Origin of the sequence: Pseudomonas sp. NFIX10, assembly GCF_900111955.1 — a bacterium.
Lineage (GTDB): Bacteria > Pseudomonadota > Gammaproteobacteria > Pseudomonadales > Pseudomonadaceae > Aquipseudomonas > Aquipseudomonas fluorescens_AA.
Genome location: NZ_FOKH01000028.1, coordinates 15,553 through 39,656, shown reverse-complemented (window position 1 = coordinate 39,656; position 24,104 = coordinate 15,553). Strand labels below are relative to the sequence as shown.

Below are 24,104 nucleotides of genomic sequence, written 5' to 3'. Positions count from 1 at the left end.
CGTTCGAACAAATGGCTTTTGGTGGGTGTAGGCACGGCCCGGATGGGCCAGAATAGAGAGCCCGGCGAGCCGTCGGGATCGTGGAGAATTGAGTTATGGGGTTTGATCAGATTCGTCAGCGCCGTTTGTCTGACGATATTGTCGAGCGGCTTGAAGGCATGATCCTTGAGGGCACGCTGAAGTCCGGCGAGCGCCTGCCGGCCGAACGGACCCTGGCCGAGCAGTTCGGCGTGTCACGTCCTTCGTTGCGCGAGGCGATCCAGAAACTGGCCGCCAAGGGCTTGCTCGTCAGTCGCCAGGGCGGCGGTAACTATGTCGTCGAGTCACTGGGCTCGACCTTCAGCGATCCGCTGCTGCAACTGCTGGAAAGCAATCCCGAAGCGCAACGTGACTTGCTGGAGTTTCGCCACACCCTGGAGGCGTCTTGTGCGTATTACGCGGCACAACGGGCCACGGATGTGGATCGCGAGCGGCTGACGGCAGCCTTCGACGAGCTGCAGGATTGTTATTCGCGCCACGACGAGGTCAGCCGGGCGGAGGAGGGCGCGGCAGATGCCCGGTTCCACCTGGCGATCGCCGAGGCCAGTCATAACGCAGTCTTGCTGCACACCATTCGCGGCTTGTTCGACCTGCTCAAGCGTAACGTCGTCACCAACATCGGCGGCATGTACAAGCAGCGCAGTGAAACCCGCGACATGCTGATCAGCCAGCACCGGGAATTGTACCAAGCCATTATGGACGGGCATGCCGAACAGGCGCGGGAAGTGTCCAGCCGACATATCTTGTATGTGCAGGAAGTCTTGGAAGAGGTGCGCCAGGAAGTGCAGCGGGTGGCGCGGGCGGAGCGGCGTAAAGGGATGTAGATCGCGAGTTCGGTGGTGATTGGGCTTCTGCATTCGCGAGCAAGCCCGCTCCCACACCGGATCACTGCTGTGCACATATTCTGTGTTCGCAAAAAAATCCAATGTGGGAGCGGGCTTGCTCGCGAATACGCTCTCAACGGCGAAAGAATCAGTCTTCCTTGCCCTTGTTGCGCACCGCGCGCTGCAGCTCGCGGCCGGCGTCGCGTTCGCGCTCGGTATCGCGCTTGTCGTACTCCTTCTTGCCCTTGCCCAGGGCAATTTCGCACTTGATCAGGTGCTTGCTCCAGTACAGCGAGGTGCAGACGCAGGTGTAGCCCTTCTGCTGCACGGAGGCGAAGAGCTTTTCCAGCTCGCGCTTGTTGAGCAGCAGCTTGCGCGAGCGCACCGGGTCGGCAATCACGTGGGTGCTGGCGGTGGTCAGCGGCGTGATATGACTGCCCAGCAGCCAGGCCTCGCCGTCCTTGAGCAGCACGTAGCTGTCGACCAGTTGCGCCTTGCCGGCACGCAAGCTCTTTACTTCCCAGCCGGCCAGGACCATGCCAGCCTCGAAACGCTGTTCGATGAAGTAATCGTGTCGCGCCTTTTTATTTTGCGCGATGGTCCCTGTGGGGTGTTTCTTCTGTTTAGCCATAGGGGCGGCATTATAGGCAGTTGCGGGCGTGTCGGCTACGGTGAACCTGCGTGCTTGAGCACGTTGAGTGAATCCCGGACAATGCGGCCTCTTTTTTGAACGCTTGGGCGTGATCACGATGTCGACAGACAAGGTTTCTGTCCACGGCAGTTGGGCTAGCCGCTGGGTCTTCATACTCGCGGCGACCGGTTCTGCCGTGGGGCTGGGTAGTATCTGGAAGTTTCCGTACATGGTCGGCGTCTACGGTGGCGGCGCCTTCGTATTGATGTTCCTGGCGTGCATCGCGCTGATCGGCGCACCGGTGATGCTGGCCGAGACCCTGATCGGGCGTCGGGCCCGGCAAAGCCCGGCCAATGCCCTGAAGGTACTGGCGGTAGAGGCTGGCCATTCGACCAAGTGGTCGTGGGGTGCCTTCGCCGGGATGATCACGGCACTGTTGATCCTGTCTTTCTATAGCGTGGTCGGTGGCTGGTCCCTGGACTACATCATCGACATGGGGCGCGGGGATTTCCAAGGGGCCACGCCGGATCAGGTGGGCGCCTACTTCGGCAATGTGATCGCCGATCCCTGGAGGCTGACCCTCTGGCACACGATTTTCATGGTCCTCTCGGCGGTGGTGATTGCCCGGGGCGTGGTGGCCGGACTCGAGCGCAGCCTGCGGATCATGATGCCGTTGCTGTTCGTGATGATCCTGGTGCTGCTGGGCTACAGCATGACCACCGGGCATTTCATGGAAGGCGTGCATTTCATGTTCGACTTCCAGCCGGAGAAAGTCCTGGACGGCCTGCTGCCGGCCATGGGGCATGCGTTTTTCTCCCTGAGCGTCGGGGTCGGTTCGATCATGATCTACGGCGCCTACATGCCCAAGAACGCCTCCCTGACCCGAACCGTCTTTGGCGTCGCGCTGCTGGACACTTTCGTGTCGTTGCTGGCGGGCGTGGCATTGTTTCCGATTGTGTTCGCCGCTGGCCTGAACCCCAGCGAGGGGCCAGGGTTGATGTTTGTCAGCCTGCCCTTCGCCTTCGGCAGCATGGCTTTCGGCCAGGTGATGGGCGTGGTGTTTTTTGTGCTGGTGGCCATCGCGGCCTGGAGCTCGGCCATTTCCCTGCTGGAGCCCATGGTGGCTTACTTGGTCGAGCGGACCCGCATCAGCCGCGCCTGGGTGACTTTCTGGCTGGCTTTCACTTGCTGGTTTGTCGGCCTGGGTACGGTGTTTTCCTTCAATATATGGAAGCAAGCGAAGTTTTTCGTGAACGAAGGTGGGTTGTTCCATCTCTATCAGTGGGGGGCAACCGGAGGGCTGGATTTCTTCGGCGTGATTGATTTCTTCACCTCACGGATCATGCTGCCATTGGGTGGTTTGTGTTTCGTGGTGTTTGCAGGATGGGTCATGGGGCGTGATGCGGTGCGTGATGAACTGTCGCTGCGCAGCCCGGTATTGTTTGCCTTGAGCCTGTTCTTGATGCGCTATGTGGCGCCCATCGGCATTCTCGTAGTGTTTGCCGCCCAGCTGTGGAAGTGACGCTTACATGACGACACATATTCAACGCTCGGCCTTGCTGCCTTACCCGGCGCAGGCGCTGTATGACCTGGTCAACGATGTGGCGAGCTACCCGGAGTTCTTGCCGTGGTGCTCATCCGCCGAGGTGCTGGAAAGCTCCGAAACCCAGATGCGCGCCAGCCTCAACATTGCCAAGAGTGGCTTGAGCCAGCGCTTCGTCACGCGTAATACGCTGGTGCCGGGGCAGTCCATCGAAATGAACCTGGAAGAGGGGCCTTTCAATCAGCTCCACGGCGTCTGGGTGTTCAAGCCGTTGGGGGAAAAGGCCTGCAAGATCAGCCTGGATCTGTCGTTCGACTACGCCGGTCCGCTGGTGCGGGCGACGTTGGGGCCGCTGTTCAATCAGGCCGCCAATACGCTGGTTGACGCGTTCTGCCAGCGGGCCAAGCAGAATGCAGAGCTCAAGCGTTGATTGAGATAGAAGTGGTGTATGCCGCGGTGGATCGCCAGGTCTTGCGCACATGTGTGGTGCAGGAAGGCACCAGTGTTCGCGCGGCGCTGCTGGGCTCGGGGATTGCCGATGCCTTCCCGGAGCTGGACCTGGCGACGTGCCCGGTGGGGATTTTTGGCAAGGTGGTTGCCGATCCGGCTAATCAAGTGGTGCAAGCGGCGGATCGATTGGAGATTTATCGACCTTTGCTGGCTGATCCGAAGGAAATTCGTCGCCTGCGCGCGACCAAGGCTGCCCTGGCGCGACAATCGGAGCAATGACCTGGTCTGGATCGCAGGCGATAAAAAACCCGGCATGCCGGGTTTTTTCATGTCGCAATTTATTGCGGCGAGGTGTCCAGAGGCTCTGGTGTCGGGACCGGTACGGTCTCGACTTTGTCCACGTCCTTCTGGATCTGGTCCAGCAACGAACCAGGCTTGGCCGGTTTTTCCGGTTTCGGCTGTTCGGCATTCTGGGTCGGATCGGTCACGGTGGTGCCGCTGTCCTTGCCCATGATGGCCTCGTCGCGGCTCACGCCAGGCATGAAGTCGCCCGACAAGCTGACAAGTTGGTCGTCAGGGCTGAAGATAACGCTGATGCGTTCCTGTTGGCGCTCACCGCCGCCTGGCTGCAAGCTGTACAGATAATCCCAGCGATCGGCATGGAACGTGTCGGTCAGCAGAGGGTTACCCATGATAAACCGTACTTGCCGGCGGGTCATTCCCGGGCGTAACTGGTCTATCATGTCCTGCGTGACGACATTGCCCTGCTGGATGTCGATTTTGTAAACCCCGGGGAATGAACAACCGGCGAGTGCGAGCAGTCCCACAAAGGTGAAACTGGTTAGCAAGAGCTTGGTGTTTTGCATCGGTGGGCGACTTCCACTATCTTGGCTGGGACAACGTAAACGCCGATCATACCCGCATTAAGAGAAGCTGCGAAGCAGCATCGCGAGAAAGCTGACCATGGTTGAAAATAGCGAACTACGCAAAGCCGGCCTCAAAGTGACCCTGCCACGGGTCAAGATTCTACAAATGCTCGATTCCGCAGAGCAACGCCACATGAGTGCCGAGGACGTCTACAAGGCGCTTATGGAGGCTGGCGAGGACGTCGGTCTGGCCACGGTTTACCGTGTTCTGACCCAGTTCGAGGCAGCTGGCCTTGTGGTGCGACACAACTTCGACGGAGGCCATGCGGTCTTCGAACTGGACGATGGCAAGCATCACGACCATATGGTCAACGTCGAGACCAGCGAGGTCATCGAATTCTTCGACGAAGAAATCGAGCGGCTGCAGAAAGCAATCGTCGACAAGTATGGTTTCGAGATGGTTGATCACAATCTTGTACTGTACGTACGCAAGAAAAAGTAAGCACGTCGCGCGGACTTGAGGTTCGCGAAACGAACGAAGGCGACCCCAGGGTCGCCTTCGTGCTTTCCATCGTTCTCAGATTTTCGCGGTAACGACCATTTTTTTCGCGTGGGCCAGGGATTCCTTGGTGAGGTCGATACCCCCGAGCATTCGCGCCACTTCTTCCACTCGCTCGTTTTTGTTGAGCTTGGACACGGCGGTGCGAGTCGCGTCCTCGCCACGCACTTTGTGCACGAATAAGTGCTGGTGTCCCTGGGCAGCGACCTGGGGCAAGTGAGTGACGGTCAGCACCTGGCCGCGTTCCCCCAGTCGGCGCAGCAGCTGGCCGACAATTTCCGCGGTTGGGCCACCGATGCCCACGTCCACTTCGTCGAATACCAGTGTCGGTACACGGGAGGTCTGCGCGGTGATGACCTGGATGGCCAGGCTGATTCGCGACAACTCACCGCCGGAGGCGACCTTGGCCAAGCCCTTGAGCGGTTGCCCGGGGTTGGCGCTGACCAGCAGTTCCACCTGTTCCAGTCCATTGGGTTGGAGCTCGTCACCGGCATTGGGGCGCAATTCGATGGTGAAGCGTCCGCCCGGCATGCCCAGGCGCTGGATTTCCTGCTCCACGGCACTGGCCAGTCCTGTCGCAGCCTGGCGCCGCAGTTCACTGAGCTCCTTGGCCTTTTCCTGGTAATGACGGGCATAAGAAGCCAGTTCGTCCCCCAGACGCTCGATGGATTCATCGTTGGCGTTCAGGGTTTCCAGTTCTTCCAGCAGGCGCTGCTGGAGTTCGGCAACGTCGGTCGGCTGGATGCGGTGCTTGCGCGCCAGCGTATAGATGGTGTCCAGGCGCTCTTCCAAGTACTGCAGGCGCGCCGGGTCGGCATCAAAATGATCGAGGAAGCGGTTCAGTTCCCCAACGGCTTCCTCGACCTGGATCTGCGCGCTCGTCAGCAGGTTGGTCGCTTCGTTCAGGGCGCCCACCGAATTGTTCACGCTGGAGAGTCGGTTCAGGCTCGCTGTCAGGGCGTTGAGCACATTGCCCGAATCGCTCTCGCTACATTGTTCGACCACCTGGCGGCAGATGCCCAGCAGGGTTTCGGCGTTGGTCAGGTTCTTGTGTTCCTGCTCCAGTTCTTCCAGTTCGTTTTCACCCAGGGACAGGTTTTCCAGTTCTTCGAGCTGGTAGCTCAATAGCTGGTGACGGGCACGCTGTTCGTCGCCGGAGTTGGAAAGGCGATCGAGCTCCTGCCGGGTCTGGCGCCAGCGTTGGGCGGCCAGTTGGACTTGCCGGGCCAGGTCGGTGGCGCCGGCGTATTCATCCAGCAGGCGACGATGGGTATCGGTTTTGAGCAGGGATTGGTGTTCATGCTGGCTGTGGATGTCGATCAACAGTTCGCCAAGGGCCTTGAGATCGCCCAGGGGGCAGGGCGTGCCATTGATGTAGCCTCGGGAGCGGCCTTCGGCGGTGATGACCCGGCGCAGGATACACAGGCCGTCGGTGTCCAGGTCGCGTTCGGCCAGCCAGGCGCTGGCCTCGGGGATGTCGACCAGGTCGAACGTCGCCAGGATGTCGGCCTTGTCCGCTCCGGGGCGCACCACGCCGCTATCGGCGCGGTCGCCCAGCGTCAGGCCCAGGGCGTCGAGCATGATCGACTTGCCCGCGCCGGTTTCACCGGTGATCACGCTCATGCCTCGATCGAGTTCGAGGTCCAGATGTTCGACGATGGCGTAGTTGTGTACGGACAGGTGCACCAGCATAAGGCCGCTCCCAGGCTTTAGGTCTGGTTATTTATACAGTGTTTTGTTTCGGCCTGACAATGCCTGCGCTTAGCTCGATTTGCTTGGGAAAGTGATTTTCTTAGCGCCGCGAGGAATGATTATGCAGCTGCTTTTTGTAAGGTTAATTCGTCGGATGGCCCTTGAAGCTGGAAAACCCGGCCCCATATACCGGGGCAGAAGCGCGAGTCGAGCTCGCGGACGAAGTTGAAAGGAGAAATCTCTATGGCTGACGAACAGACGCAGGACACGCAAAATCTAGACGCCAATCAGGCCTCCCAGGAGTCCGGTGAGGACCTGACGGCACGTGTACAAGTGCTCGAGGAGCAACTGGCCGGTGCGCAGGATCAGGCGTTGCGTGTAGCCGCCGACCTGCAGAATGTCCGCCGTCGCGCCGAGCAGGATGTGGAAAAGGCTCATAAATTCGCCCTGGAGCGTTTTGCCGGCGACCTGCTGCCGATCATCGACAGCCTGGAGCGCGGCCTGGAGCTGTCCAACCCGGACGACGAGAACATCCGTCCGATGCGTGAAGGCATCGAGCTGACCCTGAAAATGTTCCAGGACACCCTCAAGCGTTATCAGCTCGAAGCCCTTGATCCTCATGGCGAGCCCTTCAACGCCGAGCATCACCAGGCCATGGCGATGCAGGAAAGTGCCGACGTCGAGCCAAACAGTGTCTTGAAGGTTTTCCAGAAGGGCTATCTGCTGAATGGCCGTCTGTTGCGCCCGGCCATGGTCGTGGTCAGCAAGGCACCGGCACCGGTTTCGCCTTCTATTGACGAGCAGGCTTGAAATCGGGCGCAGCGGCCCCATCTATAAGTCAAGCGTTTAAGTGCTACCGCAGTTAGCCACCACTGCTGCGGCAACAAAATCCAAGTTCCGGGAGAGTTAACATGGGCAAGATTATCGGCATCGACCTGGGGACCACCAACTCGTGCGTCTCCGTGCTGGAAAACGGCAAGGCCAAAGTTATTGAAAACGCTGAAGGCGCGCGTACCACGCCGTCGATCATCGCGTACGCCAATGATGGCGAAATTCTGGTTGGCCAGTCGGCCAAGCGTCAGGCAGTGACCAATCCGCATAACACCCTGTACGCGGTGAAGCGTCTGATCGGTCGCAAGTTCGACGAAGAAGTCGTTCAGAAAGACATCAAGATGGTGCCTTACAAAATCGCCAAGGCTGACAACGGCGACGCCTGGGTTGAAGTGAACGGCCAGAAAATGGCACCGCCACAGATCTCGGCCGAGATCCTCAAGAAAATGAAGAAAACCGCCGAAGACTACCTCGGCGAAGCGGTGACCGAGGCGGTCATCACGGTTCCAGCCTATTTCAACGACAGCCAGCGCCAGGCGACCAAAGACGCCGGCCGCATCGCGGGCCTGGACGTAAAACGTATCATCAACGAACCGACCGCGGCCGCTCTGGCCTACGGTATGGACAAGGCCAAGGGCGACCACACTGTGATCGTCTATGACCTGGGTGGCGGTACCTTCGACGTCTCCGTGATCGAGATCGCTGAAGTCGACGGCGAGCATCAGTTCGAAGTACTGGCAACCAACGGTGACACGTTCCTCGGTGGTGAAGACTTCGACATCCGCCTGATCGACTACCTCGTCGACGAGTTCAAGAAAGAAAGCGGCATGAACCTCAAGGGTGACCCGCTGGCCATGCAGCGCCTGAAAGAAGCTGCTGAAAAAGCCAAGATCGAACTGTCCTCGAGCCAGTCGACCGACGTGAACCTGCCGTACATCACCGCAGACGCCACCGGTCCTAAGCACCTGAACGTAAAAATCTCCCGCGCCAAGCTCGAGGCGCTGGTGGAAGACCTGGTTCAGCGCACCATCGAACCTTGCCGCATTGCCATGAAAGACGCCGGTATCGACGTTGGCTCGATCAACGACGTGATCCTGGTGGGCGGCCAGACCCGTATGCCGCTGGTTCAGAAGCTGGTCACCGACTTCTTCGGCAAAGAAGCCCGTAAGGACGTGAACCCGGACGAAGCCGTTGCCATGGGTGCTGCCATCCAGGGCGCTGTTCTGGCCGGTGACGTGAAGGACGTTCTGCTGCTCGACGTCAGCCCGCTGACCCTGGGTATCGAAACCATGGGCGGCGTGATGACCGCGCTGATCGAGAAAAACACCACGATTCCTACCAAGAAATCCCAAGTGTTCTCGACGGCCGACGACAACCAGGGCGCCGTGACCATCCACGTGCTGCAGGGTGAGCGCAAGCAGGCTGCCCAGAACAAATCCCTGGGCAAGTTCGACCTGGCCGAGATTCCACCAGCGCCACGTGGCGTGCCACAAATCGAAGTGACCTTCGACATCGACGCCAACGGCATCCTGCACGTCGGCGCGAAAGACAAGGCCACCGGCAAGACCCAGTCGATCGTGATCAAGGCCAACTCCGGCCTGTCCGAGGAAGAGATTCAGCAGATGGTTCGCGATGCTGAAGTCAACGCCGAGGAAGACCGCAAGTTCGAAGAGCTGGCCAGCGCCCGCAACCAGGGCGACGCCTTGGTGCACTCGACCCGCAAGATGATCGCCGATGCTGGCGAGAAAGTGACCGCGGAAGAGAAAACCGCCATCGAAGCGGCCGTGGTTGCCCTGGAAGCCGCTGTGAAAGGCGACGACAAGGCGGCCATCGAGGCGAAGATCGAAGAGCTGTCCAAGGTCTCCGCACCAGTGGCTCAGAAGATGTACGCCGAGCAGGCTCAGCCCGCTGAAGGCGCGGCTGCCCAGGGCGAATCGGCCGAAAAAGCCGACGATGTCGTGGATGCCGAGTTCGAAGAAGTGAAAGACCACAAGTAATCGCTTGTTGGTCGGCCGGTTGACTGCACTTGTGCGGTGGCTGGTAGGATGTCGCCGCGCGGGGGCTTGCTCCCGCGTTGGCGTGTCTGGAGCTAGGGAATTTTTACAGCATGCGACAGTGTTCGGATGTTGGCGGTGCGTTCGGGAATGCTCCTGCTTTCCGGCGATGGGCACTGCGTTTTGGCCGGGGCCCTGGCTGAAATATTTAAAGACCAGGATCGTTGAATTGACGTGAGTTGGGTCCGGGCCTGTATTGGGGCTCAACGAGTTTGGCAAGGCTCAGGAGAGGTTTGCCGGACGTCCTATAAGAGTGCAAAGACTAATGGCGAAGCGTGATTTTTACGAAGTATTGGGTGTCGAGCGGGGGGCCAGCGAGGCGGAGCTGAAAAAGGCTTATCGTCGCCTGGCGATGAAGCACCACCCGGACCGTAATCCCGGCGATAAAGCGTCGGAAGAGATGTTCAAGGAAGCCAACGAGGCTTACGAAGTTCTGTCCGATTCCAGCAAGCGCGCGGCCTACGACCAGTATGGGCATGCCGGTGTCGACCCAAGCATGGGCGGCGGCGGTGCCGGTTTCGGCGGCCAGAACTTCTCCGATATTTTCGGCGACGTGTTCAGCGATTTCTTCGGCGGCGGTCGCGGCGGTGCCCGTGGTGGCGCCCAGCGTGGCAGCGACTTGCGCTACACGTTGGAGCTGAACCTGGAAGAAGCGGTGCGCGGTACCACCGTCAATATCCGTGTGCCGACATTGGTCAACTGCAAGCCGTGCGATGGCTCGGGTGCAAAGAAGGGCTCCTCGCCCGTGACTTGCCCGACTTGCGGCGGTATCGGCCAGGTTCGCATGCAGCAGGGCTTCTTCTCGGTCCAGCAGACCTGCCCGCGTTGCCATGGCCAAGGCAAGATCATCTCCGACCCGTGCGACTCCTGCCATGGCGAAGGGCGTGTCGAAGAGTACAAGACGCTGTCGGTCAAAGTGCCGGCCGGTGTCGACACCGGTGACCGCATTCGCCTGTCCGGCGAAGGCGAGGCGGGTGCCCAGGGTGGTCCGACCGGCGACCTGTATGTGGTCATCAACGTGCGCGAGCATGCGATTTTCCAGCGCGACGGCAAGCACCTGTTCTGCGAAGTGCCGATCAGCTTCGTCGACGCGGCCTTGGGTGGCGAGCTCGAGATCCCGACCCTCGACGGTCGCGTCAAGCTGAAAATTCCCGAGGGCACGCAGACCGGCAAACAATTCCGGATTCGTGGCAAAGGCGTCGCGCCAGTGCGTGGCGGTGGTGCGGGCGACCTGATGTGCCGTGTGGCGGTGGAGACACCGGTCAACCTGAGTCGGCGTCAGCGTGAACTGTTGGAAGAGTTCCGCGGCACGCTGGCGGATGACAACAGTCACTCCCCGAAAACCACCGGTTGGTTCGAAGGTGTGAAGCGCTTCTTCGGCGACCTTTAAGGAGTTCGCATGCGACGTATAGCTGTGATGGGCGCTGCGGGGCGCATGGGCAAGGCGCTGGTCGAGGCGGTGCAGCAGCGCTCGCCGCTCTCCGGTCTGACGGCGGCCATCGTTCGGCCCGACAGTACGTTGGTGGGCGCCGATGCTGGCGAGCTGGCTTCGCTGGGGCGTATCGGTGTGCCGATGTCCGGCGGCCTGGAGAAGGTGCTGGACGAGTTCGATGTACTGATCGACTTCACCCTGCCGGACGTGATGCTGAAAAACCTCGCGATCTGCCGCAAGCATGGCAAGGCCATGGTGATTGGCACCACGGGGCTGGATGCTGCGCAAAAGCAACTGCTGGCCGAGGCGGGCAACGACATCGCAATCGTGTTCGCGGCGAACTTCAGCGTGGGCGTGAACCTGTCGCTGAAGCTGCTGGACATGGCGGCTCGGGTCTTGGGCGACGATGCCGATATCGAAATCATCGAAGCGCATCACCGGCACAAGATCGACGCACCTTCGGGAACGGCCTTGCGCATGGGTGAAGTGATTGCCGATGCGTTGGGGCGTGATCTGCAGAAAGTCGCCGTGTATGGGCGTGAAGGGCATACCGGTGCCCGTGAGCGCGACACCATCGGTTTCGCCACAGTGCGCGGTGGTGATGTGGTAGGTGATCACACGGTGTTGTTCGCCACCGAAGGCGAGCGCCTGGAGATCACCCACAAGGCCTCCAGCCGGATGACCTTCGCAAAGGGCGCCGTGCGTGCCGCGTTGTGGCTAGACGGCCGCGAGCCTGGTTTGTACGACATGCAGGACGTTCTCGACCTGCGTTGATGCCATCGAAGGCGGGGTTCAGGTTATACTGCGCCCCGTTCTACACCGCTTCGCGACGGCCTGTCGCATTCCCCTGCCTTTAAGGCTCATTAGCGGTGGACCAAAAAAGCCTTTTTCTGTAAGCTACAGCTTTAGTGTGTCCACTAAAAGCGCGCAGAATAATTCAGTGAACAAGCGGGGTGACGTGTCCATACGTCACTCCGCTTTTTTACAACCTGCGATCGCCCTTTCAGGCTTTATTTACGGGAGGTCTTCTTGACTAAGCCAGCCATACTCGCCCTTGCTGATGGCAGCATTTTTCGCGGCGAAGCCATTGGAGCCGACGGTCAGACCGTTGGTGAGGTGGTGTTTAACACCGCAATGACCGGCTATCAGGAAATTCTTACCGATCCTTCCTACGCCCAGCAAATCGTTACCCTGACTTACCCGCACATCGGCAACACCGGCACCACGCCGGAAGACGCCGAGTCCGATCGTGTCTGGTCCGCCGGCCTGGTCATCCGTGACTTGCCGCTGGTAGCGAGCAACTGGCGTAACACGATGTCCCTGTCCGATTACCTGAAAGCCAACAACGTCGTGGCGATCGCCGGTATCGACACTCGCCGCCTGACCCGCATCCTTCGGGAAAAAGGCGCGCAGAACGGCTGCATCATGGCTGGCGACAATATTTCCGAAGAAGCCGCCATTGCCGCTGCCCAGGGCTTCCCTGGCCTCAAGGGCATGGACCTGGCGAAAGTCGTCAGCACCCAGAAACAATACGAATGGCGCTCCACTGTCTGGGACTTGAAGACCGACAGTCACGCAACGATCGAGGCTTCCGAGCTGCCCTACCATGTGGTGGCGTACGACTACGGCGTCAAGCTCAACATCCTGCGCATGCTGGTCGAGCGTGGCTGCCGCGTCACCGTGGTACCGGCCCAGACCCCGGCCGCCGATGTCCTGGCCCTCAAGCCCGACGGCGTGTTCCTGTCCAACGGCCCAGGTGACCCGGAGCCGTGCGACTACGCGATCCAGGCGATCAAGGACGTGCTGGAAACCGAGATCCCGGTGTTCGGTATCTGCCTCGGTCACCAGTTGCTGGCTCTCGCTTCGGGCGCCAAGACCTTGAAAATGGGCCACGGCCACCACGGTGCCAACCACCCGGTGCAGGACCTGGATACCGGCGTGGTGATGATCACCAGCCAGAACCACGGTTTTGCGGTGGATGAGGCGACCCTGCCGGCCAACGTGCGTGCGATTCACAAGTCGCTGTTCGACGGCACGCTGCAAGGTATCGAGCGTACCGACAAGAGCGCGTTCAGCTTCCAGGGCCACCCTGAAGCGAGCCCGGGCCCGAACGATGTGGCGCCGCTGTTCGATCGCTTCATCAACGAGATGGCCAAGCGACGCTGACCGCGTGAAGCCCGAGGGCGGCCCCGAGTGCGGCGGCCCCTTCGGGCGCTTCAAAGATTGTTCGACGGCCTAGCCGACTGACCTGCGGATTTGAGTGACAAACCCATGCCAAAACGTACAGACATAAAAAGCATCCTGATTCTCGGCGCTGGCCCGATCGTGATCGGCCAGGCCTGCGAGTTCGACTACTCCGGCGCCCAGGCCTGTAAAGCCCTGCGCGAAGAGGGCTACCGCGTCATCCTGGTGAACTCCAACCCGGCCACCATCATGACCGACCCGGCCATGGCCGACGCCACCTACATCGAGCCGATCAAGTGGCAGACCGTTGCCAAGATCATCGAGAAGGAGCGCCCGGACGCGCTGCTGCCGACCATGGGTGGCCAGACCGCGCTCAACTGCGCCCTGGACCTGGAACGCGAAGGCGTCCTGGAGAAGTTCGGTGTGGAAATGATCGGCGCCAACGCCGATACCATCGACAAGGCCGAAGACCGTTCGCGCTTCGACAAGGCGATGAAATCCATCGGCCTGGACTGCCCGCGCTCGGGCATCGCCCACAGCATGGAAGAGGCCAACGCCGTCCTGGAACGCCTCGGCTTCCCATGCATCATCCGTCCGTCCTTCACCATGGGCGGCACCGGTGGCGGCATCGCCTACAACCGTGAAGAATTCGAAGAAATCTGCGCCCGTGGTCTCGACTTGTCGCCGACCAAGGAACTGCTGATCGACGAATCCCTGATCGGCTGGAAAGAATACGAAATGGAAGTTGTCCGCGACAAAAAGGACAACTGCATCATCGTCTGCTCCATCGAGAACTTCGACCCGATGGGCGTGCACACCGGCGACTCGATCACCGTCGCACCGGCCCAGACCCTGACTGACAAGGAATACCAGATCCTGCGTAACGCCTCCCTGGCGGTACTGCGCGAGATCGGCGTGGAAACCGGCGGCTCCAACGTCCAGTTCGGCATCTGCCCGAACACCGGTCGCATGGTGGTCATCGAGATGAACCCGCGGGTTTCCCGTTCGTCGGCCCTGGCGTCCAAGGCCACCGGTTTCCCGATTGCCAAGGTCGCCGCCAAGCTGGCCGTGGGCTACACCCTGGACGAGCTGTCGAACGACATCACCGGTGGCAAGACCCCGGCGTCCTTCGAACCGTCCATCGACTATGTCGTGACCAAGCTGCCGCGCTTCGCCTTCGAGAAGTTCGCCAAGGCCGATGCCCGCCTGACCACCCAGATGAAGTCGGTCGGTGAAGTCATGGCCATCGGCCGGACCTTCCAGGAGTCCCTGCAGAAAGCCCTGCGCGGCCTGGAAGTGGGTGTCTGTGGCCTGGATCCGAAGCTGGACCTGAACGACCCGGAGAGCATGAGCGTGCTCAAGCGCGAGCTGACCGTGCCGGGTGCCGAGCGCATCTGGTATGTGGCCGATGCCTTCCGCGCCGGCATGACCGTCGAGCAGATCTTCGGCATGAACATGATCGACCCTTGGTTCCTGGTGCAGATCGAAGATCTGATCAAGGAAGAAGAGAAGGTCAAGACCCTGGGCATGTCCAGCATCGATCGCGACACGATGTTCCGCCTCAAGCGCAAAGGTTTCTCCGACATGCGCCTGGCCAAGCTGCTGGGTGTGACCGAGAAGAGCCTGCGCACCCATCGTCACAAGCTGGAAGTGTTCCCGGTCTACAAGCGCGTCGACACCTGCGCGGCCGAGTTCGCCACCGATACCGCCTACCTGTACTCCACGTACGAAGAAGAGTGCGAAGCCGCGCCATCGACCCGGGACAAGATCATGATCCTGGGTGGCGGTCCCAACCGGATCGGCCAGGGCATCGAGTTCGACTACTGCTGCGTACACGCTGCACTGGCCCTGCGCGACGACGGTTACGAGACCATCATGGTCAACTGCAACCCGGAAACCGTGTCCACCGACTACGACACCTCCGATCGCCTGTACTTCGAGCCAGTGACCCTGGAAGACGTGCTGGAAATCGTCCGCGTCGAGAAACCAAAAGGCGTGATCGTCCAGTACGGCGGCCAGACTCCGTTGAAACTGGCCCGTGCCCTGGAAGCCGCCGGCGTGCCGATCATCGGTACCAGCCCGGATGCGATCGACCGTGCCGAAGACCGTGAGCGCTTCCAGCAGATGGTCGAGCGCCTGAACCTGCGTCAGCCGCCAAACGCCACCGTGCGCAGCGAAGACGAAGCGATTCGTGCCGCCGCCAAGATCGGTTATCCACTGGTGGTGCGTCCGTCCTATGTACTGGGCGGCCGTGCGATGGAAATCGTCTATCAGGAAGACGAACTCAAGCGCTACCTGCGCGAAGCGGTCCAGGTGTCCAACGACAGCCCGGTGCTGCTGGACCACTTCCTCAACTGCGCCATCGAAATGGACGTGGATGCGGTCAGCGACGGCAAGGATGTGGTGATCGGCGCGATCATGCAGCACATCGAACAGGCCGGTGTTCACTCCGGTGACTCCGCCTGTTCGCTGCCGCCTTATTCGTTGCCGGCGCACATCCAGGACGAGATGCGCGAGCAGGTCAAGAAAATGGCCCTGGAGCTGGGCGTCGTCGGCCTGATGAACGTGCAACTGGCCCTGCAGGGCGAAGACATCTACGTCATCGAAGTCAACCCGCGCGCTTCCCGGACCGTGCCGTTCGTCTCCAAGTGCATCGGCGTTTCCCTGGCGATGATCGCGGCGCGAGTCATGGCCGGCAAAACCCTGAAAGAGCTGAACTTCACCAAAGAAATCATTCCGAACTTCTACAGCGTGAAAGAGGCGGTGTTCCCGTTCGCCAAGTTCCCTGGCGTGGACCCGATCCTCGGCCCGGAAATGAAGTCCACCGGTGAAGTGATGGGCGTGGGCGATACCTTCGGTGAGGCGTTTGCCAAGGCCCAGATGGGCGCCAGCGAAGTGCTGCCGACTGGCGGCACGGCGTTCATCAGTGTGCGTGATGACGACAAGCCACTGGTTGCAGGCGTGGCCCGTGATCTGATCAACTTGGGCTTCGAAGTGGTCGCCACTGCCGGTACTGCCAGGCTGATCGAAGCCGCGGGCCTGAAAGTGCGCCGCGTGAACAAGGTGACCGAAGGGCGTCCGCACGTGGTCGACATGATCAAGAATGACGAAGTCACGCTGATCATCAACACCACCGAGGGTCGTCAATCGATCGCCGATTCCTACTCCATTCGTCGCAATGCGCTGCAGCACAAGATCTACTGCACCACGACCATTGCGGCAGGCGAAGCGATCTGCGAAGCGCTCAAGTTCGGTCCCGAGAAGACCGTACGTCGCTTGCAGGATCTACATGCAGGATTGAAGGCATGAGTATAACCAAGTACCCGATGACTGTTCAGGGCGCGAAGGCCCTGGAAGAAGAACACGCTTTCCTGACCAAGGTTGAGCGCCCGCGCTTGAGCCAGGCTATCGGTGAAGCGCGTGAGCTGGGCGATCTCAAGGAAAACGCCGAATACCACGCTGCCCGAGAGGAGCAGGGGATGGTCGAGGCGCGTGTCCGAGACATCGAAGGCCGCATGCAGAATGCGGTGATCATCGATGTCACGACGATTCCACATACCGGCAAAGTGATTTTCGGCACCACGGTGGAAATCGCCAACGTCGAGACGAATGAAAGCGTGACTTACCAGATCGTTGGTGAGGACGAGGCAGACATCAAGCTCGGCAAGATTTCCGTCGGTTCACCCATTGCTCGTGCCTTGATTGCCAAGGAAGAGGGCGATGTGGTGGCGGTGAAGACACCGGGTGGTGTCATCGAGTATGAGATTGTCGAAGTCCGTCACATCTGAACGAAGGCGCCCGCTGCGAGCGGGCGCCATGATCTGGCAGCTCACCCAGATGTTGTGGGTGGGCGGTGTCTGGTTGTTGCACATCGGTTTGCTGCCGGTGCTGGGTCGAGTGGGCCTGGCACCGCTGCTCATCGATGAAATCGCAGGCATGCTCACGGCGCTGCTGGTGGGTTTTTCCGCGGCGTGCGTGATGTTTCAGGCATTGGTGCTGGTTCAGGCCGAAGGCCTTGCCAGCCTATGGCGCGACATTCGTGGGCAATTGCTGCTCATGTCGTTGTACGCGTGCGGGATGTTCTTTGCCGTGCATCTCGGCTGGCCGGATGCGAGCCAGTGGCAGGTATTCAGTTACCTGGTGCTGGGTTTTTCCGGTCTGGTACTGGTCTTGCAGCCGGTTCCGGGGTGGAGCGGCAGGGTGTGCGAAGCACACCCTTGACCCTTGGCATCACTTGAAACGGTGAACGTTCGACAGTTGCTTGTTGACGCTGAAATTCTTGCGATAAATCAGCGCCATCTTGCCGATGACCTGCACCAGGTCTGCCTTGCCGGTCTTGCACAATTCGGCAACGGCAGCCAGGCGGGCTTCGCGATCGAGGATGTTGAGCTTGATCTTGATCAGCTCGTGATCGCCCAGGGCGCGTTCCAGTTCGGCGAGTACACCTTCAGTCAAACCGTTGTCAGCCACAGTCAAAACCGGTTTCAGATGGTGGCCAATGGATTTGTATTGTTTCTTCTGCTCTTGAGTGAGCGGCATAATCTGACCCCTGCGTCTGATCTTGTAAAAAGCGGCGGCCAGTTTACCCGAGCAAGTCCGGGACCGCCCACTTAATCACGACCCGTTTTATTTTTAGAGGTGGCCCGTGGCCCGTTCCAAGACTAGCCAGAACTGGCTCAGAGAGCATTTCAACGATCCGTACGTCAAAATGGCGCAAAAAGACGGTTATCGCTCTCGTGCCAGCTATAAATTGCTGGAGATTCAGGAAAAGGATCGCCTGATCCGTCCAGGCATGACCGTGATCGACCTCGGCGCGGCGCCGGGCGGCTGGTCCCAGGTTACCAGTCGTCTGATTGGTGGCCAGGGCCGCTTGATCGCTTCCGACATCCTGGAAATGGACAGCATCCCTGATGTGACCTTTATCCAGGGCGATTTCACGGAAGACGCCGTACTGGCGAAAATCCTGGAAGCCGTCGGAAATACGCAAGTTGACCTTGTGATTTCCGATATGGCCCCCAATATGAGTGGATTGGCGGCTGTCGACATGCCTCGTGCCATGTTCCTCAGCGAGCTGGCCCTGGATCTTGCCGGGCGGGTTTTGCGTCCGGGCGGTGATTTTCTGATCAAGGTCTTCCAGGGTGAAGGCTTCGACGAATACCACAAGGGCATCCGTAAGTTGTTCGACAAGGTGCAGATGCGCAAGCCATTGTCGTCCCGTGACCGTTCTCGCGAGCAGTATCTGCTGGCACGGGGCTTTCGCGGTGTCGAAGGCGCGGCCAGTGATGAGCGTCTTTGAGCGGGGCGATAGTTTTTTTTGTCTCGCATTGAAAAAGCCGCGTAATCAAAATTATGCGGTCAAAGTTTCACAAAGGGTTACAGACGGCGCCTGCCAGAGTCGTAGGTAATGTAGTAAGTTAGGCCGGTGAATATCATGCGAAGCGCGCGCCAGTAGCGGAGCTTGCTTCAGAGGGTAGTTAATTGAACGATATGGCAAAGAATCTGATCCTGTGGTTGATCATCGCCGCTGTCCTGGTGACCGTGATGAACAACTTCTCCAGCCCTAACGAGCCGCAGACCCTCAACTATTCCGACTTCATCCAGCAGGTCAAGGATGGCAAGGTCGAGCGCGTAGCCGTCGATGGCTATGTGATTACCGGCAAGCGCACCGATGGCGACAGCTTCAAGACCATTCGTCCGGCAATCCAGGACAATGGCCTGATTGGCGACCTGGTGGACAACCATGTCGTGGTCGAAGGCAAGCAGCCCGAGCAGCAAAGCATCTGGACCCAACTCCTGGTGGCCAGCTTCCCGATCCTGGTGATCATCGCCGTGTTCATGTTCTTCATGCGCCAGATGCAGGGCGGCGGCGGTGGCAAGGGCGGGCCGATGAGCTTTGGCAAGAGCAAGGCCCGGCTACTTTCCGAAGACCAGGTGAAAACCACCCTGGCCGACGTCGCAGGCTGCGACGAAGCCAAGGAAGAAGTGGGCGAACTGGTCGAGTTTCTGCGCGATCCGGGCAAGTTCCAGCGCCTGGGCGGTCGTATTCCTCGTGGCGTGCTGATGGTAGGCCCGCCAGGTACCGGTAAAACCTTGCTGGCCAAGGCGATTGCCGGTGAAGCCAAGGTGCCGTTCTTCACGATTTCCGGTTCCGACTTCGTCGAAATGTTCGTCGGCGTGGGCGCCAGCCGTGTTCGCGACATGTTCGAGCAGGCCAAGAAGCACGCGCCGTGCATCATCTTCATCGACGAAATCGACGCCGTTGGTCGCCATCGTGGCGCCGGCATGGGGGGCGGTCACGACGAGCGCGAACAGACCCTCAACCAGTTGCTGGTCGAGATGGACGGTTTCGAAATGAACGACGGCATCATCGTGATCGCCGCCACCAACCGTCCTGACGTGCTCGACCCTGCGCTGTTGCGTCCAGGTCGTTTCGACCGCCAGGTCGTGGTGGGGCTGCCGGATATTCGTGGTCGCGAGCAGATCCTCAAGGTCCATATGCGCAAGGTGCCGATGGGCGACGACGTCGCTCCGGCCGTCATCGCGCGTGGCACGCCGGGCTTTTCCGGTGCCGACCTGGCGAACCTGGTCAACGAAGCGTCGCTGTTCGCCGCTCGTACCGGCAAGCGCGTCGTGGAAATGAAGGAATTCGAGCTGGCCAAGGACAAGATCATGATGGGCGCGGAGCGCAAATCCATGGTCATGTCGGAGAAAGAAAAGCAGAACACCGCGTATCACGAGGCGGGTCACGCGATCGTTGGTCGTGTTGTGCCTGAGCATGATCCGGTCTACAAGGTCTCGATCATCCCGCGCGGTCGTGCCTTGGGCGTGACCATGTTCCTGCCGGAAGAGGATCGCTACAGCCTGTCCAAGCGTGCATTGATCAGCCAGATCTGTTCGTTGTACGGCGGTCGTATCGCTGAAGAGATGACGTTGGGCTTCGACGGTGTGACCACGGGTGCATCCAACGACATCATGCGCGCCAGTCAGATCGCTCGGAATATGGTCACCAAGTGGGGCCTGTCCGAGAAGCTGGGGCCGCTGATGTATGCCGAAGAAGAAGGGGAAGTGTTCCTCGGTCGTGGTGGCACTGGCCAGCATGCAAGCTTCTCCGGCGAGACGGCCAAGCTGATCGACTCCGAGGTGCGCAGCATCATCGACCAATGCTATGGCACTGCCCGGCAGATCCTCACGGACAACCGTGACAAGCTCGATGCCATGGCCGATGCGCTGATGAAATACGAAACCATCGATGCCGAGCAGATCGACGACATCATGGCGGGTCGCGAGCCTCGTGAGCCTCGTGACTGGTCGGGCGGTGGTACCGGTACCTCCGGTACGCCTCCGGCGGTGCAGGGTGAGCGTCCGGAAACACCGATTGGCGGTCCGGCCGCTGATGTCTAAGGCTTGAAATGACTTCTGTTCAGTCCTCGACCCGGTTGCCTTGCGGCAACCGGGTTCTTGATTTGGCCCGTGCACATGTCATGGGCATTCTCAATGTCACGCCTGATTCCTTTTCCGATGGTGGTCGATTCAGCCAGCTCGATGCTGCGCTGCGGCATGCCGAGGCCATGGTGGCCGCTGGCGCGACACTGATCGATGTAGGGGGGGAATCGACCCGACCGGGTGCGCGCGCGGTTTCGCCCATCGAAGAGCTGGAGCGGGTGGCGCCGATTGTCGAGCGCATCCATCGCGAACTCGATGTCATTATCTCGGTCGATACGTCCACGCCTGCGGTCATGCGCGAGACTGCGCGACTGGGAGCGGGCCTGATCAACGATGTTCGGTCCTTGCAGCGCGATGGTGCCCTGGACGCCGCGGCGGCCACCGGGTTGCCGGTATGCCTGATGCATATGCTCGGCGAACCGGGGACCATGCAGAACGACCCGCACTATGATGATGTGACCAGGGAGGTGGGTGAGTTCCTGGCGGCGCGCCTGGATCAGTGTGCTGCCGTGGGCATTCCCGCCGAGCGGGTCATCCTTGATCCCGGGTTCGGCTTTGCCAAGACCTTGGCGCACAACCTGAGCCTGTTCAAGCACATGGAAGCCTTGCACGCCCTGGGGCGGCCCCTGTTGGTTGGGGTCTCGCGAAAGAGCATGATAGGCAATGCCCTGGGTCGGCCGGTGGGAGAGCGCCTGTACGGTGGTCTCGCCCTTGCGGCCTTGGCCCTTGCCAAAGGTGCACGCATATTGCGCGTGCACGATGTAGCCGAGACGATGGATGTCGTGCGGATGATCGCAGCTGTGGATTCAGCCGAATAAGAATGACGGAGCACTTATGAGCAAGAAATACTTTGGCACCGACGGTATTCGTGGTCGGGTCGGCGAATACCCTATTACCCCTGATTTCATGCTCAAGCTCGGCTGGGCGGCGGGCATGGCATTCCGCAAGATGGGCGCCTGCAAGGTGCTGGTCGGCAAGGACACGCGAATTTCCGGCTACATGTTCGAATCGGCGCTCGAGGCCGGCCTGACGTCGGCGGGCGCCGATGTGATGCTGCTGGGCCCGATGCCGACGCCGGCCATCGCCTACCTGACCCGTACGTTCCAGGCCCAGGCAGGCATCGTGATCAGTGCCTCGCACAACCCCCACGATGACAACGGCATCAAGTTCTTCTCCGGCCAGGGTACCAAGTTGCCGGATGACATCGAGCTGATGATCGAAGAACTGCTGGACGCGCCGATGACCGTGGTCGAGTCGAGCAAGATCGGCAAGGTGTCGCGGATCAACGATGCATCGGGTCGCTACATCGAATTCTGCAAAGGCAGCGTGCCGACCGGTACCAGCTTTTCCGGCCTGAAAATTGTTGTCGATTGTGCTCACGGCGCCACCTATAAAGTCGCGCCAAGCGTCTTTCGCGAGTTGGGTGCCGATGTGGTGGTGCTTTCCGCCCAGCCTAATGGCCTGAACATCAACCACAACTGTGGTTCCACCCATACCGAGGCGTTGCAGGCTGCAGTGCTGGCCGAGCAGGCCGATCTCGGTATCGCCTTCGATGGCGACGGTGATCGGGTTCTGATGGTCGATCACACCGGTACGGTGGTCGATGGTGACGAACTGCTGTTCATCATCGCTCGTGACCTGCATGGGCGCGGCAAGCTGCAGGGCGGCGTGGTCGGCACCTTGATGAGCAACCTCGGGCTTGAACTGGCCCTGGCGGACCTGGATATCCCGTTCGTGCGGGCCAACGTCGGCGACCGCTACGTGATTTCGGAGTTGCTGGAGCGCAACTGGGTGATCGGGGGCGAGAACTCCGGCCACATCGTGTGCTTCGACCATACCACCACCGGTGATGCGATCATTGCGGCCCTGCAGGTGCTGATGGCGCTCAAGGCGCGCAACGAAGGGCTCGCACAGTCGCGCCAGGCATTGCGTAAATGCCCGCAAGTGTTGATCAACGTGCGTTTCGGTGGCGGTGTAAACCCTCTCGAACATGCGCAGGTCAAGCAGGCCAGCGAGCGTGTGACTGCGGCGATGGCGGGGCGTGGGCGCGTGTTGTTGCGCAAGTCCGGCACAGAGCCTTTGGTGCGTGTCATGGTCGAAGGCGAGGACGAAGCGCAAGTTCGCGGTTATGCCGAAGAGCTGGCAAAACTGGTTACTGAAGTTTCTGCCTGAATTCGGCTTGCCAGTCATGAATCGGTTGGGTAACATCTGCGCCCACTTTGACCGACGAGGTACAGCATGCGTCGCCCTATGGTAGCTGGTAACTGGAAGATGCACGGTACCCGCGCCAGCGTCGCTGAGCTGATCAATGGCCTTCGTCATCTGGCCTTGCCAAGCGGTGTTGACGTCGCGGTATTCCCGCCTTGCTTGTATATCAATCAAGTGATTGATGGCTTGAAAGGCAAGTCGATTTCGGTCGGCGCGCAGAACTCTGCGGTGGAATCCATGCAGGGTGCGTTGACCGGTGAGATTGCACCGAGTCAGTTGGTGGATGCAGGTTGCTCCCTGGTCCTGGTTGGACATTCCGAGCGTCGCCAGATCATGGGCGAGCAGGACAAGACCTTGATCCGCAAGTTTGCTGCGGCCCAGGCCTGTGGTCTGATTCCGGTGTTGTGTGTAGGGGAAACCCTCGCGCAGCGTGAAGCCGGCAAGACCCTCGAGGTTGTCGGGCGTCAGCTCGGCAGCATCATCGAAGACCTGGGTGTCGGTGCTTTTGCAAAGGCAGTCATTGCCTACGAGCCGGTCTGGGCCATTGGTACCGGGCTGACGGCTTCGCCGCAACAGGCGCAGGATGTGCACGCAGCCATCCGCGCGCAGTTGGCGGAAGAGAATTCTGAAGTGGCACGAGGTGTGCGGCTTCTATACGGCGGCAGCGTGAAGGCGGCCAATGCGGCCGAACTGTTCGGCATGCCGGATATCGATGGGGGGCTCATTGGTGGAGCGTCCCTGAATGCAGATGAGTTCGGTGCGATCTGTCGCGCCGCGGGAAACTGAAAAAATGCTGGAAACAGTCGTAGTCGTTTTTCATCTGCTGGGTGCACTGGGCGTAGTTGCTCTCGTATTGCTGCAGCAGGGTAAAGGTGCGGATGCTGGTGCGTCTTTCGGTGCAGGTGCTTCAAATACTGTGTTCGGAAGCCAAGGTTCCTCTACCTTTCTTAGTAAGTTTACTGCTATACTTGCCGCCGGTTTCTTCATGACCAGCTTAGGGTTAGGTTACTTTGCTAAAGAGAAAGCTCACGAGCTGACTCAAGTAGGTTTGCCAAACCCAGCGGTACTGGAAGCGCCCAAGCAACAACCGGCTTCTGATGATGTCCCGGTGCTTCAAGAGCAAAAGTCGGCCAACCCGGCGACTGACGTGCCTCCAGCTCAAGAGCAGAAGTAAGAAGGTTTCAAACGCTGTATTGCCGAGGTGGTGGAATTGGTAGACACGCAACCTTGAGGTGGTTGTGCCCATAGGGTGTAGGGGTTCGAGTCCCCTTCTCGGTACCAATTATCAGGAGAGCCCGCGATTGCGGGCTTTCTTGTAGGTGGAAGGGTTACATTGACCCTGTAAAGG

General features: G+C 60.0%; 23 protein-coding genes and 1 tRNA gene. 20 read left to right on the top strand and 4 right to left on the bottom strand.

What is annotated here, in order from left to right:
• The first annotated feature begins 95 nt into the window (after nucleotides 1-95).
• Complete coding sequence (locus BM321_RS22465) at nucleotides 96-863, top strand: FCD domain-containing protein (RefSeq protein WP_072411334.1); 768 nt, start codon at nucleotides 96-98, stop codon at nucleotides 861-863.
• 148 nt (nucleotides 864-1,011) lie between these two features.
• On the opposite strand, the gene smpB is transcribed toward BM321_RS22465, so the two are convergent.
• Entirely contained in the window at nucleotides 1,012-1,494 is a 483-nt protein-coding gene (gene smpB / locus BM321_RS22460) for an SsrA-binding protein SmpB (protein WP_042730880.1), read from the bottom strand.
• A 118-nt stretch (nucleotides 1,495-1,612) separates the two neighbouring features.
• On the opposite strand from smpB, the gene BM321_RS22455 reads away from it, so the two are divergent.
• From BM321_RS22455 to BM321_RS22445, 3 genes are read left to right on the top strand one after another with little or no spacing between them, the layout of a single operon-like run.
• Nucleotides 1,613-3,016 carry a sodium-dependent transporter gene (locus BM321_RS22455; RefSeq protein WP_060743081.1) on the top strand — a complete coding sequence of 468 codons (1,404 nt, stop codon included), beginning with the start codon at nucleotides 1,613-1,615 and terminating at the stop codon, nucleotides 3,014-3,016.
• A gap of 7 nt (nucleotides 3,017-3,023) precedes the next feature.
• Entirely contained in the window at nucleotides 3,024-3,467 is a 444-nt protein-coding gene (locus BM321_RS22450; RefSeq protein ID WP_060739231.1) for a type II toxin-antitoxin system RatA family toxin, read from the top strand.
• Complete coding sequence (locus tag BM321_RS22445) at nucleotides 3,464-3,766, top strand: RnfH family protein (RefSeq protein ID WP_092444813.1); 303 nt, start codon at nucleotides 3,464-3,466, stop codon at nucleotides 3,764-3,766. The genes BM321_RS22450 and BM321_RS22445 overlap by 4 nt, the downstream gene beginning before the upstream one ends.
• Nucleotides 3,767-3,825: 59 nt before the next feature.
• Here BM321_RS22445 and BM321_RS22440 read toward each other — a convergent pair whose 3' ends face one another.
• The gene (locus tag BM321_RS22440) at nucleotides 3,826-4,353 is read right to left on the bottom strand and encodes an outer membrane protein assembly factor BamE (RefSeq protein ID WP_092328564.1); all 528 of its coding nucleotides are present in this window, start codon (nucleotides 4,351-4,353) and stop codon (nucleotides 3,826-3,828) included.
• 97 nt (nucleotides 4,354-4,450) lie between these two features.
• Here BM321_RS22440 and fur point away from each other — a divergent pair, with 97 nt between their 5' ends.
• Nucleotides 4,451-4,855, top strand: a complete 405-nt coding sequence (gene fur, locus BM321_RS22435) for a ferric iron uptake transcriptional regulator (RefSeq protein WP_003197684.1) — start codon at nucleotides 4,451-4,453, stop codon at nucleotides 4,853-4,855.
• Between the two features lie 75 nt (nucleotides 4,856-4,930).
• Here the strand turns inward: fur and recN are convergent, their stop codons facing one another.
• Nucleotides 4,931-6,604 (bottom strand): DNA repair protein RecN, encoded by a 1,674-nt coding sequence (recN, locus tag BM321_RS22430; RefSeq protein ID WP_072411328.1) that lies wholly within the window; start codon nucleotides 6,602-6,604, stop codon nucleotides 4,931-4,933.
• Between the two features lie 243 nt (nucleotides 6,605-6,847).
• On the opposite strand from recN, the gene grpE reads away from it, so the two are divergent.
• The 8 genes from grpE to BM321_RS22390 all read left to right on the top strand — a co-directional run bounded on the left by grpE (nucleotide 6,848) and on the right by BM321_RS22390 (nucleotide 17,326).
• Nucleotides 6,848-7,414 carry a nucleotide exchange factor GrpE gene (gene grpE / locus BM321_RS22425; protein WP_139230526.1) on the top strand — a complete coding sequence of 189 codons (567 nt, stop codon included), beginning with the start codon at nucleotides 6,848-6,850 and terminating at the stop codon, nucleotides 7,412-7,414.
• A gap of 101 nt (nucleotides 7,415-7,515) precedes the next feature.
• Complete coding sequence (dnaK, locus tag BM321_RS22420; protein WP_014336568.1) at nucleotides 7,516-9,432, top strand: molecular chaperone DnaK; 1,917 nt, start codon at nucleotides 7,516-7,518, stop codon at nucleotides 9,430-9,432.
• A gap of 322 nt (nucleotides 9,433-9,754) precedes the next feature.
• Nucleotides 9,755-10,879, top strand: coding sequence for a molecular chaperone DnaJ (gene dnaJ / locus BM321_RS22415; RefSeq protein WP_060739226.1), 1,125 nt, complete (start codon nucleotides 9,755-9,757; stop codon nucleotides 10,877-10,879).
• Between the two features lie 9 nt (nucleotides 10,880-10,888).
• Nucleotides 10,889-11,695, top strand: coding sequence for a 4-hydroxy-tetrahydrodipicolinate reductase (dapB, locus tag BM321_RS22410; protein WP_060739225.1), 807 nt, complete (start codon nucleotides 10,889-10,891; stop codon nucleotides 11,693-11,695).
• Between the two features lie 255 nt (nucleotides 11,696-11,950).
• On the top strand, nucleotides 11,951-13,087 hold the full coding sequence (gene carA, locus BM321_RS22405; protein WP_053118343.1) for a glutamine-hydrolyzing carbamoyl-phosphate synthase small subunit: 1,137 nt from the start codon (nucleotides 11,951-11,953) through the stop codon (nucleotides 13,085-13,087).
• 105 nt (nucleotides 13,088-13,192) lie between these two features.
• Nucleotides 13,193-16,414 carry a carbamoyl-phosphate synthase large subunit gene (gene carB / locus BM321_RS22400; RefSeq protein WP_092202117.1) on the top strand — a complete coding sequence of 1,074 codons (3,222 nt, stop codon included), beginning with the start codon at nucleotides 13,193-13,195 and terminating at the stop codon, nucleotides 16,412-16,414.
• A 2-nt stretch (nucleotides 16,415-16,416) separates the two neighbouring features.
• A complete protein-coding gene (gene greA / locus BM321_RS22395; RefSeq protein ID WP_092328749.1) occupies nucleotides 16,417-16,893 on the top strand; it encodes a transcription elongation factor GreA in 477 nt (158 codons plus the stop codon).
• 28 nt (nucleotides 16,894-16,921) lie between these two features.
• A complete protein-coding gene (locus BM321_RS22390; RefSeq protein WP_092328556.1) occupies nucleotides 16,922-17,326 on the top strand; it encodes an MFS transporter in 405 nt (134 codons plus the stop codon).
• 9 nt (nucleotides 17,327-17,335) lie between these two features.
• Here the strand turns inward: BM321_RS22390 and BM321_RS22385 are convergent, their stop codons facing one another.
• Nucleotides 17,336-17,644 carry a YhbY family RNA-binding protein gene (locus tag BM321_RS22385; protein WP_003177852.1) on the bottom strand — a complete coding sequence of 103 codons (309 nt, stop codon included), beginning with the start codon at nucleotides 17,642-17,644 and terminating at the stop codon, nucleotides 17,336-17,338.
• 106 nt (nucleotides 17,645-17,750) lie between these two features.
• On the opposite strand from BM321_RS22385, the gene rlmE reads away from it, so the two are divergent.
• The 7 genes from rlmE to BM321_RS22350 all read left to right on the top strand — a co-directional run bounded on the left by rlmE (nucleotide 17,751) and on the right by BM321_RS22350 (nucleotide 24,037).
• Nucleotides 17,751-18,401 carry a 23S rRNA (uridine(2552)-2'-O)-methyltransferase RlmE gene (gene rlmE / locus BM321_RS22380; protein WP_060739222.1) on the top strand — a complete coding sequence of 217 codons (651 nt, stop codon included), beginning with the start codon at nucleotides 17,751-17,753 and terminating at the stop codon, nucleotides 18,399-18,401.
• Between the two features lie 191 nt (nucleotides 18,402-18,592).
• Nucleotides 18,593-20,506 (top strand): ATP-dependent zinc metalloprotease FtsH, encoded by a 1,914-nt coding sequence (gene ftsH / locus BM321_RS22375; protein WP_092328553.1) that lies wholly within the window; start codon nucleotides 18,593-18,595, stop codon nucleotides 20,504-20,506.
• Nucleotides 20,507-20,514: 8 nt separating this feature from the next.
• A complete protein-coding gene (gene folP / locus BM321_RS22370) occupies nucleotides 20,515-21,366 on the top strand; it encodes a dihydropteroate synthase (protein ID WP_092444809.1) in 852 nt (283 codons plus the stop codon).
• Between the two features lie 16 nt (nucleotides 21,367-21,382).
• Complete coding sequence (gene glmM / locus BM321_RS22365) at nucleotides 21,383-22,720, top strand: phosphoglucosamine mutase (protein WP_092202126.1); 1,338 nt, start codon at nucleotides 21,383-21,385, stop codon at nucleotides 22,718-22,720.
• Between the two features lie 66 nt (nucleotides 22,721-22,786).
• Complete coding sequence (tpiA, locus tag BM321_RS22360) at nucleotides 22,787-23,542, top strand: triose-phosphate isomerase (RefSeq protein WP_060739219.1); 756 nt, start codon at nucleotides 22,787-22,789, stop codon at nucleotides 23,540-23,542.
• 4 nt (nucleotides 23,543-23,546) lie between these two features.
• A complete protein-coding gene (gene secG, locus BM321_RS22355) occupies nucleotides 23,547-23,930 on the top strand; it encodes a preprotein translocase subunit SecG (RefSeq protein WP_003197714.1) in 384 nt (127 codons plus the stop codon).
• A 21-nt stretch (nucleotides 23,931-23,951) separates the two neighbouring features.
• Nucleotides 23,952-24,037, top strand: a tRNA-Leu gene (locus BM321_RS22350).
• Nucleotides 24,038-24,104 lie beyond the last annotated feature (67 nt).